This is a genomic window from Nonomuraea sp. NPDC050022 (assembly GCF_044460705.1).
GTDB lineage: Bacteria > Actinomycetota > Actinomycetes > Streptosporangiales > Streptosporangiaceae > Nonomuraea.
In genome coordinates, this window is sequence record NZ_JBITKE010000007.1 from 679,027 (window position 1) to 692,715 (window position 13,689).

Sequence of the window (13,689 nt, forward strand, 5' to 3'; positions counted from 1 at the left end):
GAAAGTGTCGGGGGCTCCCCCGGCGAGGCGTTAATGTTTCGCAGGGGGGCGAAACCATGGGCTGGTGGCAGGTCAACGCGGACACGCTCGCGGGCAGCCGGTTCGTCGTCTCGCCCCTGGCCGAGGCCATCGCGAGCCTGAAGACCCTGGAGCGGGGCACGGCCGCGCATCCGGGTGAGCGCGCGTGGCTCGACGCCCACCTGCCCGCCTACCGCGCCCGGCAGGCCAGTGACCCGATCACCGCGCTGCTCATCCGGGCCGCCCTGGGCCGCAGCTGGAACGCCGACTTCCTCACCCCCACGCCCTCCGACGACGCCGAGCCCGTCTTCGAGCAGGAGCTCGCACGCATCCGCGACACACCGCCCGAGGCCGCCCGCGCGGACCTGACCGTGTCGCTCGGCGGTCCCCTGCCCGCCCGGCTCCACCGCGCCGACCTGCCGCAACGCACCGCCGACGTGCTGGAGTGGGTGTGGAGGCAAACCGTGCTCCCCTACTGGCCGCGCCGCCGGCGGGTCATCGAGGCCGACGTCATCGCCCGCACCGCGCGGCTGAGCCAGGGCGGCTGGGCGGCGACCCTCGACGACATGCGCCCCGGGATGCGCTGGCTGGGCGAGAACCGGCTGCAGATCAACACCTACGACTACCCGCCGCGCGAGCTGTTGGGGGCGCGGCTGATGTTCGTCCCCGTCACCCCGAGCCAGACCTGGATCTCGTGGGACACGGCGCACCGGCACGCGGTGGTGTACCCGTGTTCCGGAGCGCTGGCCGAAGCCGGGGGCGCGCCGGTGCCCGAGGCGCTGGGCAGGCTGCTCGGGCCCGCGCGGGCCAACGTCCTGATGCTGCTCGACACCCCGAAGAGCACGACCCAGCTCGTCGCGCTGACCGGTCAGGGCCTGGGCTCGGTGGGCCGCCATCTCAAGGTCCTGCTCGACTCGCGGCTGGTACGGCGCCGGCGGGCCGGGCGGTCGGTGTTCTACGACCGTACGGATGCCGGGCAGATGCTGGTGAGCGCGCAGTCAGGCGGCTGAGGTGTTTGCCGTTGTGGCAAAGTGGGTTTCATGGACGATGACGGGCCGGTTCTGGACGACGTTCTGCACGCCGTCGGGCCACGGCTGCGGGCCCTGCGCCAGCAGCGCGGAGCCACCCTGACCGAGCTGTCGGAGTCGACCGGCATCTCGATCAGCACGTTGTCGCGGCTGGAGTCCGGGCAGCGCCGGCCGACCCTGGAGCTGTTGCTGCCCCTGGCGCGCGCCCATCAGGTGACACTGGACGAGCTCGTCGACGCGCCGCCCACCGGGGACCCGCGCGTGCAGCTGCGCTCGTTCCAGCGCTTCGGCTCCACCTTCATCCCGCTCACCCGCCGGCCCGGCGGGCTTCAGGCCTTCAAGCAGGTCATGCCGCCGAACTGGCCCGGCACCGAGCCCGATCCCCGCGTACACGAGGGCTATGAATGGCTCTACGTCCTGGCCGGGCGGCTGCGCCTGGTCCTCGGCGAGCACGACGTGATCCTGACGCCCGGCGAAGTGGCCGAGTTCGACACGCGTATCCCGCACTGGTTCGGCAACGCCGGCCCCGAGCCGGTCGAGCTGCTGTCGCTCTTCGGCCCGCAGGGCGAACGCCTCCACGTCCGCGCCCAGCCCACCGGGAAGTGAACGGACCGCGTCAGGTGCTCGCGGCGCGGCGCTTCGCCGCGAGCGTCTTGCGCCAGTGCTCGGCCAACTGAACCATGTCCTCGCTCGTGTGCTTGAGGAACTGGCCCACGTACTCCGACCGGGCGCCTGCGGGTGTGGTGGCGCCCAGGATCTCGGCTCCCTCCAAGGCGGTGTTGGCCAGCATGAGGTTTCTCTGCGCGCTCATCAGGAACGCCTGGTACCAGACGTCGTCGTCGATGATGTAGCGCTCACGCCGCCGCCGGGCGTCGCGCTCGCGCCTGATCAGCCCCTGCTCCTCGAGGTAAGCGACGGCCATGGAGATCGACGCCGGGCTGACCCGTAGCCGCTGGACCAGCTCGGCGGCGGTGAGGCTGCCGCTGTCGGTGACGTACAGGCAGCTCAGCACTCTGGCGATCATTCGTGGGAGTCCCTGCTGGGCCAGCAGCGCCGTGACGCGTTCGGTGAAGTCGTGCACCGCTTCGGGGTCACGCCCGTATGCGGCGGTGGCGGCGGGCGGGGCCGGCGCCGAGGGGGTCCGGCGCCGGCGCGCGCGCCCTTCGGTCGCCTGATGCGCCTGATCGGCCCGGTAGCCGTCCGACCCGCCGTTGCGCATGACCTCCCGCGTGATGGTCGACGTCGGCCGGCCGAGGCTCCTGGCGATCTCGGCGTAGGTGAGCCCATCGGCCAGTCCCGCGGCGATCTGCCGACGGTCCTGGTTGGTCAGCCTGCCTCCTGGCACCTGTCTTCGCCTCCTGCGGCTCGATCCGCTGGACATTATTGCGTTCGCCTCCACTCCATTGCAACTTGGTAGTTGCATTCAGGCGCAGAGTCATTGCAATTCTTGCCGCCCTTTACCAGCGTAAACGGCTAAATGCCAGGCCGCATATATTGACACTTTCTTAAATGCAACGTAGCTTTTGGCGTGTTCTGAAGACGTACTATCGCGACTTGAAGGAGCAAAGATGACCGACCTGGCAGGGCTTTCCATGACGCGTCCCGCAGGCTGTCCCTTCGACCCGCCCGAGGAGCTGGCGCGGCGGCGGCCGCTGAGTCGGCTGGCCTTCCCCGACGGGCACATGGGCTGGCTGGTCACCGGCCACGCCCTGGTCCGCGCGGTGATGGCCGATCCCCGCTTCAGCTCACGGCACGAGCTCTTGCGCTCCCCGGTGCCCGGAGCGCCCGCCATGGACCAGCCCCCGCCCGCACCGCCCGGGATGTTCATCGGGATGGACGCGCCCGAGCACACCCGTTACCGCGGCCTGCTCACGGCGAAGTTCACCGTCCGCCGGATGCGCCTGCTCACCGAGCGCGTCGAGCAGATCACCGCTGAGCTCCTGGACGCCATGGAACGGCACGGCCCGCCGGTGGACCTGGTGACGGCGTACGCGCAACCCATCCCCGCGCTGATGATCTGCGAGCTGCTCGGCGTCCCCTCCGCCGGTCGCGAGTCCTTCCAGCGTCACGCGGCGACGGTGAACGACAACGACACCACGCTGGAAGAGCGCTACGGCGCCTTGGCCGCGCTGCAGGAGACCCTGCGCGAGCTCGTACTCGCCAAGCGCGCCGAACCCACCGACGACCTGCTCAGCGACCTGACCACCGGCGACCTCACCGATGAGGAGCTCGCCAACATCGGGGCGCTGCTGCTGGGCGCCGGTCTCGACACCACCGCCAACATGCTCGCCCTGGGCACCTTCGCCCTGCTGTCCCACCCCGGCCAGCTGGCCGCCCTGCGCGCCGACCCGGGCATGACCGACCAGGCCGTCGAGGAACTCCTGCGCTACCTGAGCATCGTCCACACCGGGGTACGGACGGCGCTGGAGGACGTCGAGCTGGACGGTCATCTGATCAAGGCGGGTGACACGATCGCCGTCTCGGTCCAGGCCGCCAACCGCGACCCGGCGAAGTTCGCCGACCCCGACACTCTCGACCTGCGCCGGAACGTCGGCGGGCACGTCTCCTTCGGCCACGGCATCCACCAGTGCCTCGGTCAGCAACTGGCCCGCGTCGAGATGCGGGTCGCCTTCCCGGCGCTGGTCACGCGCTTCCCGACGCTGCGCCTGGCCATCCCGCCGGAGGACGTGCCGCTGCGCGCCCACTCCGATGTGTACGGCGTGCACCGGCTACCGGTCACCTGGGACGAGGTGTGACGATGGAAAAGATCTTCTCGCTCACCCGCACGGCCCGCGTGATCGTCGGCATGGCGACGGTGGCGGCGAGCGTCATGGCGGCCCCCGAGACGTCCTCGGCGGCCATCGCCCCCGGCCATGCCGAGGTCCAGCGTGCGCTCGACCGGGCCGTGACCGAAGGCGGTCTTCCCGGCATCCTCGCCGAGGTCCGTGACGGCCGCCGGTCCTGGTTCGGCTCGGCGGGGGTGGCCGATACCCGAACCGGTCGAAAGCGCCTGCCGCAGGAGCGGTTCCGCATCGGGAGCGCCAGCAAGGCGTTCACGGCGACGGTGATCCTGCAGCTCTCGGCCGAACACCGGCTGAGCCTCGACGACACGGTCGAGAAGTGGCTGCCCGGGGTGGTGAAAGGCAACGGCAACGACGGCGCCGAGATCACCATCAGACAGCTGCTCAACCACTCCAGCGGGATCTTCAACTACGGCAATGACGAGGAAGCGTTCGCCAAATTCGTCGGTCCGGAGTTCTTCAAGCACCGCTACGAGAAGTACCGCCCGGAACAACTCGTGAAGATCGCCATGTCCCATCCGCCCTACTTCGGGCCGGGCCAGGGCTTCGGGTACTCCAACACCAACTACATCCTCGCCGGGATGATCATTGAACGGGTGACCGGCCGGACGCTGGCCGGCGAGATCTCGCGGCGGATCGTCCGCCCGCTGGCTCTGACCGGGACGTACTTGCCGGGCGACGACACGGTGATCCGCGGGCCACACGCGCGGCACTACTCGACGCTGTTCGTCACCGGCCCCGACGCCAAGATCTACGACGTGACCGAGATGAACGCGTCCACGGGCTGGGCGGCCGGCGGCATGGTGTCGACGGTCAGAGATCTCGACCGGTTCGTCAGCGCGCTGCTGCGCGGCCGGCTTCTCGCGCCCGCCGAGCGGCGGGAGATGTTCGCCGCCGTCTCGACAGGGGGCGGATGGATCCCCAACACCACGTACGGGCTCGGCGTCTTCTCGCAGAAGCTGTCGTGCGGCGTGACGGTGTGGGGTGTCGGGGGCGCCATCAGCGGCTCGTATTCGTACGCGATGGGCAGCCGCGACGGCAGGCGCATGGTGGTGAGCAACGTGAACGGCGACTGGAACAACCCGATCGGCACGCTCACCGACGTGCTTCAGTCGGAGTTCTGCCCAGCCGATCCGGCCTGAGCGGCTTCACGAGGCGTTGACGTCCTGAGCGAGGTGGTGGTCAGACCCAGACGGGCAGGTGGGCGTAGCGGGCGCCGAAGCCGCCACTCGGCAGGATCTGGGCGATGGTGTCCAGATCGACGCTGGTCAGGGTGAGGTCGGCGGCGGCGGTGTTCTCCGCCACACGCTGAGGACTGCGGGTGCCGGGGATCGGCACGATGTCCGCGCCCTGGGCGAGGATCCAGGCCAGCGCCAGCTGAGCGACGGTCGCGTCCTTGGAGGCGGCCAGCTCGGTCAGCTGCCGTACGGCCTCCAGGTTCTTCTCGAAGTTGCCGGGCTGCCAGCGCGGGTCGTTGTTGCGCATGTCGGTGGCGTCGTAGCTCCCGGCGGGCTGGGCGGTGCCGGTGAGGAAGCCGCGGCCCAGCGGGGAGTAGGCCACGAACCCGATGCCGAGCTCCCGCAGAACTGCGAACAGCTGCTCCACCTCGCGCTCGAACAGCGAGTACTCGGTCTGCAGGACCGACACCGGCTGTACGGCGTGGGCCTTGCGCAGAGTCTGCGGGCCCGCCTCCGACAGGCCGAAGTACTTCACCTTGCCCGCCTCGATGAGCTCCTTCACGGTCCCGGCGACGTCCTCGATCGGCACCTGGGGGTCGACGCGGTGCTGGTAGAGCACGTCGACGTGGTCGACGCCGAGATGGCGCAGGCTGTTGTCGAGCACCTCGCGGATGTGCTCGGGGCGGGAGTCGGTGCCGTACTCGCGGGTGAAGCCGAACTTCGTCGCGATCGTGATGTCGTCCCGGAACGGCGCGACGACCTTGCCGACGAGCTTCTCGTTGGCGCCCCAGCCGTAGAGCTCGGCGGTGTCGAAATGGGTGACGCCCAGCTCGTAGGCGCGCTGGATCGCCGCGACCCCTTCGGCGTCGTCGCCGGGTCCGTAGGCGAAGGAGATGCCCATCGCGCCGTAACCGATGGCCGAGGTGACCAGACCTTGGCGGCCCAGAGTGCGCTGCTGCATAGCGGATCCCTCCACAAGGCAAAACCAAACCGTTTGGTATTGACCCGCTCACACTACTCCGCACACCCACCAGGTCAAACCGAACGGTTCGGTTCACTAAGGTGAAACGCATGGCGAGTACCGACTCCACCCGCGACCGCATCGTCGCCGCCGCCCAGGCCGAGTTCGCCCGGCACGGGATCGCCGGCGCGCGGGTCGACCGGATCGCCAAAGCCGCCCGCAGCAGCAAGGAACGCGTTTATGCGTACTTCCGCAGCAAGGAGGAGCTCTACGGGTACGTGGCGGCACAGGAGCTGGCGGTAGCCGCCGAGGCCATCCACATGGACCCGGCCGACCTGCCCGCCTACGCCGGGCAGTTGTTCGACTACTTCAACGCCCATCCCGACCGCTACCGGTTCATCAGCTGGGGACGCCTGGAACTGGGCGCCGAGCCCGCCGACGGCACACCCGACCCCTACGGCCGGGCAATCCTCGGCAAGATCGAGAAGATCCGCCGCGCCCAGCAGGCCGGCGACCTCGACCCCGTCTGGGATCCGGTCGACGTGATGTCCCTGATCACCCAGCTCGCATCCGCCTGGATCGGCCAGCCCGAACTCGCCGCTCTCGCCCAGCGGGCCGCCGCCGACCCCTCCCTCGCCGCCCGCCGCGCCGCCGTCGTCCGCGCCGTCCAGACCCTCTTCCCACCGGCCCCGCGGCCGGGCAGCGCCCCAAGCTAGAGCGGTCTCCGGGTTTTTCGTCACGCGGCCGTCTCGATCTCCGTGACGGTCCATCGGGTTGGTTCCGCGCGGCGGTCGGCATCGGCATTTGCCTATGAAACGGGTGGGGCCGACGAGCTTGGCGGCCCGACGCGAGATGCCCGCGTACGTGGCGGGGGGCCCATCCCGGTGAACAGGGCGTCGAGGATCCGGTCGACGTACTCATAGGTCAGTTCTTCCTGAGTGATCAGGAGCTGGAAGTACAGCGGGCCGGACAGGATCGCCATCGCCAGGTCGAGGTCGAAGTCGGGTGACAGCTGGCCCTGGTCGCGGGCCGCCTTCAGCCGGGCGACGGTCTTGTCCGCCTGCGGGGTGATGAGGCGCTCGTTGAGCGTGGCGGCGACCTGGGGATCGTGCTGGGCCTCGCCGATCAGGGCCTTGAGCAAGGGGCCGAAGGGTGGCCTGGCCAGCAGATCGACGGCCGCGTAGATCTGGGCACGCAGGTCTGCGGCGATGTCGCCGGTGTCGGGATAGTCCAGGCCGGACTTGTTCAGCGACAACAGCGAGTCGAGCAGCATGGCTCCCTTGGATGACCATCGGCGGTAGATGGTCTGCTTGCTCGCGCCCGCACGGGCGGCGACCGCCTCAATGCTCAGTTTGGCGTAGCCGATCTCCTGGCCGAGCTCCAGCGTGGTCCGCATGATGGCCTCGGTCCGGTCGGCACCGCGACGGTGGGGAGTATCGGTCATGCCGCCACCTTATCGGTACGGAACGGTCCGTACTTGACATCACAGGCCCTGAATGGACATCATCCTATCGGCACGGTGCGTTCCGTACCGATAGGGGCGGCCGGGCCCGAGGACTACGAGGGATGTGCCCTGAGGCCTGACGTTCTCCAACTCCACCGCTACTTCTTCGGAAAGAAAATGATTTGTGATGTCCATTCCCGCCGACCCGACCGTGGTGCACCCCATGCCCGACCAGCCGCGGGTGGTGCTGCTGAAGCCGCTGGTCACCTCGCCGCTGATCGAGATCGGGGAGTTCTCCTATTACGACGACCCGGATGATCCGACCGCGTTCGAGACTCGCAACGTGCTGTACCACTATGGGCCGGAAAAGCTGGTCATCGGGAAGTTCTGCGCGCTGGCCGAGGGGGTGCGGTTCATCATGAACGGCGCCAACCACCGCATGGACGGCCTTTCGACGTTCCCTTTTCCGATCATGGGCGGTTCCTGGGCCGAGCACTTCGACCTCATCACCGGCCTTCCCGGACGGGGTGACACTGTGGTCGGCCACGACGTGTGGCTCGGCTACCGGTCCCTGGTGATGCCCGGCGTCCGCATCGGCCACGGGGCGATCGTCGCCTCCGGTTCCGTCGTGGTCGAGGACGTCCCCGACTACGGCATCGTCGGCGGCAACCCCGCCAAGCTGATCCGCCGCCGCCACAGCGACGCCCACATCAGCCGCCTTTTGGCGGTGGCCTGGTGGGACTGGCCGCTCCAGCACATCACCGACCACATCCGCACGATCATGTCCGGCAGCATCGACGACCTGGAGAAGACGGCACCCGCTCCGGCGCCGATGCGTCAGCACGTGGGAATCGAGCCATCATGAGTGACCCGCAGGTAGAACACGCCGTCAAGGCGGAGTTCGAGATCGTCGAGTTCGACGAGATCGTGTACGACGAGCACGCTGAGGGGCCCAAGCTGACCCGGGTCACGATCCGGAAGCGCTACCAGGGCGTGATCGAAGGAACGGGTGTCGCCGAGGTGCTCACCGCCCAGGGCGGTGCCGGCGGTGGCTATGTCGCCTCGGAGCGCATCGCGGGCACCCTCGACGGCCGCCAGGGCACCTTCGTCATCCAGCACTGGGGGCTGGCCGACGGAGCCGAGCAGAGCAGCGAAGGAAGCATCCTCCCGAACTCGGGAACGGGAGAACTCGCCGGGATCGCCGGTCGGGCGATGGAGCGCGAGTTCCAGGTGCTCACGCTGGTCTACACGTTGTGAGATCACTCGGCTCATGAGCGGCCATGACTTTGTCTCACTTCAGCACTTCGGAATCGAGCTATCAGCATGCCTGCTTCGTCCCATCCCAACCCGTTCGCCGGCTGGCTTCGCGGCCATGCCGCCCCGCTCACCCACCTCGACCCTGAGGCGCCGCTCGATGACCTGGAGCCGCTACGCGACCTCATCGGCGACGCGCGCGTCGTGGCGCTCGGCGAGAACTCCCACTTCATCACCGAGTTCTCGCTCCTGCGCCGGCGCATCCTGCGATTCCTGGCCGAACGCTGCGGTTTCACCGTCCTGGCCTTCGAGTACGGCTTCAGCGAAGGCTTCCCCCTGGACGCCTGGGCCCAAGGCCAGGGCACGGACGACGACCTGGCGACCCACCTCGCCGCGGCCATCCCCGTGGGAGTCGATGAGCCGCTGCGCTGGATGCGCCGGCACAACGCCACAGCCACGGCGCCGGTACGTTTCGCCGGCATCGACATCCCGGCGGCCGGCGGCTCCCTGCTGCCCGCCCTGGCCCCGGTCGCCGACTACCTGCGCGAAATCGACCCCGACACCCTGCCGATGATCGAGCAGGCGATGCGGATCGCCGGAGCGTTCGCCGGTGCCTCTGCGGCTTCGGCCGCTCCGGCCTGGACCCGCCTGGCCGCCGCCGAGCAGGACGCTCTCAGCGCGATCCTGATGCGCCTGCTCATCCGGTTGCGAGCCGTCGAAGCGCTGTATGTCGCCCGTGGCGACCAGCACAGCTACGACATCGCTCTGCGTCGCCTGGAAGCCGCCTGCCACGCCGACTACGGTTTCCGCGCCATGGCCGGCCTGTTCGCCGGCACCGGGTGGACCGCCGACACCTCGGCCCGCGACGTCTACATGGCCGGGTCGGTCCTGTGGCACCTGGAGCGCTCCGAACCCGGCACCCGCATCGTGCTGGCCGCCCACAACGCCCACATCCAGAAGACGCCGGTCTCCTTCAACGGCCACCTCACCGGGCTGCCGATGGGACAGCACCTGCGCAACTCCCTCGGCGATGACTACCTCGCCCTCGCCCTGACCAGCATCACCGGACGCACCGCCGACATGCGCCCCGACGAGAACGCGCGCTTCGGCTTCACCATCGACGACACCCCGCTACAGCCACCCGAGCCGGGCAGCATCGAGGCCGCCTTCACCGACGCCGGACTGGGGCTCAGCATCGCCGACCTCCGCCAGGCGCCTCGTGAGACTTCCGGCCCCGACCGCTACCGGATCCAGAGCGCCTACCTGCACACCCCCGTCCTCGACGCATTCGACGCCGTCCTCAGCACCCCGACCTCCACCGTGGCCGACGATGTCGCACGTTGAGAAGCGGCCTGGAAGCGAACGACGCCATGGAAAGGCCATCGATATGAAGCAGCACGCCCACCCCTTCGTCCAGGAGAGCACCGGCCCACGGCAAGACCCTGGTCGTGCCGCAGAGTTGTCAGCCGAAGCCAGAACCCACGAAGAAAGCCCGCAGGAGGATTGGCCAGTGATGGACGCCGACGTGATCATTGTGGGTGCCGGCCCGACCGGCCTGATGCTGGCCGCCGAACTGCGTTTGGCCGGGGTGCGGCCGCTGGTGCTGGAACGGAAGGCACAGCGCCGGGACACCCCGAAGGCCGGTGGTCTGGGCGGGCAGATCCTGGAACTGCTGCGCTATCGAGGCTTGCTGGAACGCTTCGAAGCCGCCTGCACCGACCCTGTCCCGGCGCCCCGCTTCCCGTTCGGCGGGGTGCACCTGGACTTCACCCAGCTGACCGATCCCCCGCTGCACGCCCTGCCACTGCCGCAGCAACTGCTTGAACGGCTCCTGGGCGAACGCGCCGGCGAACTCGATGTCGACGTCCGCCGCGGACACGAGGTGACCGCGGCGAGCCAGGACGAGGCCGCGGTGACCGTGGACGTACGGGGCCCGGACGGACCCTACCGGATCAACGCCCGCTACCTCGTGGGGTGTGACGGCGCGCGCAGCCGGGTCCGCGACCAGGCCGGCATCGGCTTTCCCGGCACCGTCTATCCGGAGGTCAACCGGCTGGCCCAGGTCACCCTGCCCGACACGGTGACCGTGCTCGGCAACGGCGATCTCGACGTTCCCGGCTCCGGCACGATCCACGCGGGTTTCACCCGGACCGACCATGGCCTGTTCGGCCTCGGCTCCTCACCCGGCTCTCAGATCGTCTCGCTCTACACCATCGAGGACGAAAGCACCGAATACGACGACGACGTACCGATGACGGTGGCCGAACTGCAAGACAGCATCCGCCGCGTGCTCGGCGGGGAGCTGCCCGTGGGAGAGGCGCTCCGGCTGTCGCGCTTCACCTTCAAGGCTCGGCAGGCCGACCGCTACCGGGCCGGGCGGATCCTGCTGGCCGGTGACGCGGCGCACCTGTTCCCGGCCACCGGGGTGGCACTCAACGCCGGCATGCTCGACGCGGTCAACTTGGCCTGGAAGCTGGCCGCCGACATCCACGGCCGCGCCCCGGCCGGGCTGCTGGACACCTACCACGCCGAACGCCACCTGGCCGGCGCCCGTACCATGCTGCACACCCGAGCCCAGGTCGCACTACGACGCGGGTACGACCCGGCCGCCGAAGCACTGCGGGAGGTCTTCCAGGAGTTGCTCACCGACGAACAGCCGCTGCGCCGCATGGGAGCGCTGGTCGCCGGCTCTGACATCCGCTACCCGATGCCCGGCGCCCGCCCCCACCCGCTGGCCGGCACCTTCGCCCCCAACCTCACCCTGCACACCGACCAGGGCATGATCAGCCTCGCCGAGCTCATGCACCCCGCCCGGCCCATCCTCCTGGACCTCGCCGACCGCTCAGACCTCCGCGAGGCCGCCGAAGATTGGGGGCAGCGCGTCGACATCCACACCGCCAAAACCGACCAGAGATTCGCCGACGCCCTGCTGATCCGCCCCGACGCCCACATGGCCTGGGCCGCCACCATCGACGAACCCACCGACACCGCCACACCCACCCTGCGAGAAGCACTCTCCGTATGGTTCGGCACACCGTCAGCTTCTCGGCCGTAAGCGACCGAGCTTGCAGCTCCTCGCCGTCGAGGGCTTCGACGGTCTGGTCCGCGTCAGGCAGCGTGACTCACTGCCCAGCCCGTCTCACCGCGTGCGGCGATGTTGCGGGCTGCGTTGACGTCGGCGTGCTCAGCGAAGCCGCACGACGTACACGAGAAACAGGCTTGATCGAGCCGGTTCTTGCGGTCCACGTGCCCGCATGAGGAGCATTGCTGGGAGGTGAAGGCCGGGTCGACGTGGATGACGGCGACCCCGGCCCGGGCCGCCTTGTAGCCGATGAACGCTCCCAGTTGGTGGAAGCTCCAGGAATGCAGCGTGACCCGCTGGGGCTTGCGAAGCCGTACCCGGTCCCGGATGCCCTGGAGGTCTTCCAGGGCGATGCCTTGGCCGGTGCGTTCTGCCTCGGTCACGATCTGCCTGGCGATGACATGATTGGTGTCGGCGGCGAACCGCGCTTCTTTGCGGCGGCGCTGCTTGAGCAACCGCTTGGCGGACTTGGTGCCCTTGGCCTGCAAGCGGCGGCGCAACTCCCGGTGGCGGTGCCTGACCGCGTTCAAGGCCTTGCCCGAGCGGCGGATGCCGTCGCTGGTGGTGGCGATGTTGACGATGCCCAGATCCACACCCATAAATCCGTCCGGGACGCGCACGGGCCGGTCGGGGAGGTCGCAGGTGGCGATCAGGAACCACATGCCGTCCCGGTAGAGGAGATCGGACTCGCCCTTGCGGTATGCCGACAGGGTCTTGAGCTGTTCGGCGGACGCGGTGAACCTCAAATTCTTCAGCCTGCCGGCCACCGACCAGATCGACACCGTCCGTGCGTCGATCTGCCAGGACAGGCAGCGGTCGTCGAACGGCTGGGCGGCGTCGGGGCGGAAGGCGATCGGCGTGGATTCGGCCCGTACCCGGCGGGCAGAGCCTGCCTTGCCGAGGTTCCCGGCTCGGATGTTGGCGTGCAGGGTGGCGTAGGCGTAGGCGACCTTCTTGATGACGTGCTGCGCGGCCTGGGCGGCCAGCCCGTATCCGTCCTTGATCTGGGTGTAGGTGTGCTTGCGCAGGTCGTAGTTGCGGAACGAGCGCAGGACGTGGGCTTGGCGAGAGACCTGGCAGGCGGCCGCGTTGACCGCGCGCAGGGTCGCCGCCTGCTCAGGCGTCGGCAGGAGCGTAGGGTAGGCCGCCGCCCCCACTGAGGTGGAAAACAACGGCCCCCCTCCGAACGGTACGTGCGCCTTTCAACGCATACCGCTCTCCAGTAATGGCGGGACTACTCCATCAGCCTGCGGGGATTGCCAGGTCCCCCAACCTGAGACCGTCGTACTCCCCATTGTGAATACGACGGTGGCATGGCTCGCATGCCGGGATCTGTTTCCGGTTGAGTTTAGCCATCAGTTTCGTGAAGCCGACCACCTTCTCTCCCATCTTGCGGATATGGCGGACATGATGCATCTGCACCCTATCCGTGTTGCCGCAGATCACGCAGATCCTTCCCAGGTTGCTCTTCGTCCGCACCTGCCAACTGGCTGTTCTCAAAGCATCCTCGGGGTCCCGAACCGAGACTTTGAAGTCGTTAGGTTTGGCAGCAAAGGACTTGCGCCTCTGGAGCTTGACGCTCCTCTCCCTGTCGTCATCCCCTCGGACGCGGACCGTCAGGTCCTTCCCGTACTTCTTGAACACCATCCCAACTGAGCTCATCTTGTGCCTATGGCTCAGCGTCTTGGCCGCTGAATACAGGAGGATGTACTGGACCCTGCTCATCGCCCAGAAGTTATTGACGAACGAGTAGTAGTTCAGTATGCCGTTCAGCACGGTGTTATATCGGCGGATGATATCTACATCATCGAGCACCGTCCAACTTACTTTGCTGTCCGGATAGCCGTCCTTCTGGCAGAAACCCTTCTGGTGCAACCTTGCGACGATCTCGTCCATCGGGGCCTTGAGGGTCATGTTCCCTCT

At 68.5% G+C, this 13,689-nt stretch carries 14 protein-coding genes; 9 read left to right on the forward strand and 5 right to left on the reverse strand.

Annotated features, from left to right (window positions below; all coding sequences use genetic code 11):
* Positions 1–56: 56 nt before the first annotated feature.
* On the forward strand, positions 57–1,028 hold the full coding sequence (locus tag ACIBO2_RS32205; RefSeq protein WP_358549761.1) for a transcriptional regulator: 972 nt from the start codon (positions 57–59) through the stop codon (positions 1,026–1,028).
* 30 nt (positions 1,029–1,058) lie between these two features.
* Positions 1,059–1,652, forward strand: a complete 594-nt coding sequence (locus tag ACIBO2_RS32210; protein WP_358549763.1) for a helix-turn-helix transcriptional regulator — start codon at positions 1,059–1,061, stop codon at positions 1,650–1,652.
* Positions 1,653–1,662: 10 nt separating this feature from the next.
* Here the strand turns inward: ACIBO2_RS32210 and ACIBO2_RS32215 are convergent, their stop codons facing one another.
* Complete coding sequence (locus tag ACIBO2_RS32215; protein WP_358549765.1) at positions 1,663–2,391, reverse strand: MarR family transcriptional regulator; 729 nt, start codon at positions 2,389–2,391, stop codon at positions 1,663–1,665.
* Positions 2,392–2,614: 223 nt separating this feature from the next.
* Between ACIBO2_RS32215 and ACIBO2_RS32220 the strand changes: the two genes are divergently transcribed.
* Both ACIBO2_RS32220 and ACIBO2_RS32225 read left to right on the forward strand, forming a co-directional pair.
* A complete protein-coding gene (locus tag ACIBO2_RS32220; RefSeq protein ID WP_358549767.1) occupies positions 2,615–3,802 on the forward strand; it encodes a cytochrome P450 in 1,188 nt (395 codons plus the stop codon).
* 2 nt (positions 3,803–3,804) lie between these two features.
* Positions 3,805–4,989, forward strand: coding sequence for a serine hydrolase domain-containing protein (locus ACIBO2_RS32225; RefSeq protein WP_397301684.1), 1,185 nt, complete (start codon positions 3,805–3,807; stop codon positions 4,987–4,989).
* Between the two features lie 40 nt (positions 4,990–5,029).
* On the opposite strand, the gene ACIBO2_RS32230 is transcribed toward ACIBO2_RS32225, so the two are convergent.
* Positions 5,030–5,986 carry an aldo/keto reductase gene (locus tag ACIBO2_RS32230; RefSeq protein WP_358549771.1) on the reverse strand — a complete coding sequence of 319 codons (957 nt, stop codon included), beginning with the start codon at positions 5,984–5,986 and terminating at the stop codon, positions 5,030–5,032.
* Positions 5,987–6,096: 110 nt separating this feature from the next.
* Here ACIBO2_RS32230 and ACIBO2_RS32235 point away from each other — a divergent pair, with 110 nt between their 5' ends.
* Complete coding sequence (locus ACIBO2_RS32235; RefSeq protein ID WP_358549773.1) at positions 6,097–6,702, forward strand: TetR family transcriptional regulator; 606 nt, start codon at positions 6,097–6,099, stop codon at positions 6,700–6,702.
* A 92-nt stretch (positions 6,703–6,794) separates the two neighbouring features.
* Here the strand turns inward: ACIBO2_RS32235 and ACIBO2_RS32240 are convergent, their stop codons facing one another.
* The gene (locus tag ACIBO2_RS32240) at positions 6,795–7,430 is read right to left on the reverse strand and encodes a TetR/AcrR family transcriptional regulator (RefSeq protein WP_358549775.1); all 636 of its coding nucleotides are present in this window, start codon (positions 7,428–7,430) and stop codon (positions 6,795–6,797) included.
* Between the two features lie 187 nt (positions 7,431–7,617).
* On the opposite strand from ACIBO2_RS32240, the gene ACIBO2_RS32245 reads away from it, so the two are divergent.
* From ACIBO2_RS32245 to ACIBO2_RS32260, 4 genes are all read left to right on the forward strand, one after another.
* Positions 7,618–8,295, forward strand: coding sequence for a CatB-related O-acetyltransferase (locus tag ACIBO2_RS32245; RefSeq protein WP_358549777.1), 678 nt, complete (start codon positions 7,618–7,620; stop codon positions 8,293–8,295).
* Positions 8,292–8,687 carry a DUF3224 domain-containing protein gene (locus ACIBO2_RS32250; RefSeq protein ID WP_358549779.1) on the forward strand — a complete coding sequence of 132 codons (396 nt, stop codon included), beginning with the start codon at positions 8,292–8,294 and terminating at the stop codon, positions 8,685–8,687. Before ACIBO2_RS32245 ends, ACIBO2_RS32250 begins: the two co-directional genes overlap by 4 nt.
* A gap of 66 nt (positions 8,688–8,753) precedes the next feature.
* A complete protein-coding gene (locus tag ACIBO2_RS32255) occupies positions 8,754–10,028 on the forward strand; it encodes an erythromycin esterase family protein (protein ID WP_397301689.1) in 1,275 nt (424 codons plus the stop codon).
* A 169-nt stretch (positions 10,029–10,197) separates the two neighbouring features.
* On the forward strand, positions 10,198–11,739 hold the full coding sequence (locus ACIBO2_RS32260; RefSeq protein ID WP_397301691.1) for an FAD-dependent monooxygenase: 1,542 nt from the start codon (positions 10,198–10,200) through the stop codon (positions 11,737–11,739).
* A gap of 53 nt (positions 11,740–11,792) precedes the next feature.
* On the opposite strand, the gene ACIBO2_RS32265 is transcribed toward ACIBO2_RS32260, so the two are convergent.
* Positions 11,793–12,938 carry an RNA-guided endonuclease InsQ/TnpB family protein gene (locus tag ACIBO2_RS32265; RefSeq protein WP_397301694.1) on the reverse strand — a complete coding sequence of 382 codons (1,146 nt, stop codon included), beginning with the start codon at positions 12,936–12,938 and terminating at the stop codon, positions 11,793–11,795.
* Between the two features lie 70 nt (positions 12,939–13,008).
* Positions 13,009–13,689: group II intron reverse transcriptase/maturase (locus tag ACIBO2_RS32270; protein WP_397301696.1), on the reverse strand; the 681-nt coding region annotated here is incomplete at its 5' end.

Coding starts and splice junctions, on each gene's coding strand:
- ACIBO2_RS32205 (WP_358549761.1), top strand. CDS start 57: ATGGGCTGGTGGCAGGTCAACGCGGACACGCTCGCGGGCAGCCGGTTC.
- ACIBO2_RS32235 (WP_358549773.1), top strand. CDS start 6,097: ATGGCGAGTACCGACTCCACCCGCGACCGCATCGTCGCCGCCGCCCAG.
- ACIBO2_RS32260 (WP_397301691.1), top strand. CDS start 10,198: ATGGACGCCGACGTGATCATTGTGGGTGCCGGCCCGACCGGCCTGATG.
- ACIBO2_RS32225 (WP_397301684.1), top strand. CDS start 3,805: ATGGAAAAGATCTTCTCGCTCACCCGCACGGCCCGCGTGATCGTCGGC.
- ACIBO2_RS32250 (WP_358549779.1), top strand. CDS start 8,292: ATGAGTGACCCGCAGGTAGAACACGCCGTCAAGGCGGAGTTCGAGATC.
- ACIBO2_RS32230 (WP_358549771.1), bottom strand. CDS start 5,986: ATGCAGCAGCGCACTCTGGGCCGCCAAGGTCTGGTCACCTCGGCCATC.
- ACIBO2_RS32255 (WP_397301689.1), top strand. CDS start 8,754: ATGCCTGCTTCGTCCCATCCCAACCCGTTCGCCGGCTGGCTTCGCGGC.
- ACIBO2_RS32245 (WP_358549777.1), top strand. CDS start 7,618: ATGTCCATTCCCGCCGACCCGACCGTGGTGCACCCCATGCCCGACCAG.
- ACIBO2_RS32210 (WP_358549763.1), top strand. CDS start 1,059: ATGGACGATGACGGGCCGGTTCTGGACGACGTTCTGCACGCCGTCGGG.
- ACIBO2_RS32220 (WP_358549767.1), top strand. CDS start 2,615: ATGACCGACCTGGCAGGGCTTTCCATGACGCGTCCCGCAGGCTGTCCC.
- ACIBO2_RS32240 (WP_358549775.1), bottom strand. CDS start 7,430: ATGACCGATACTCCCCACCGTCGCGGTGCCGACCGGACCGAGGCCATC.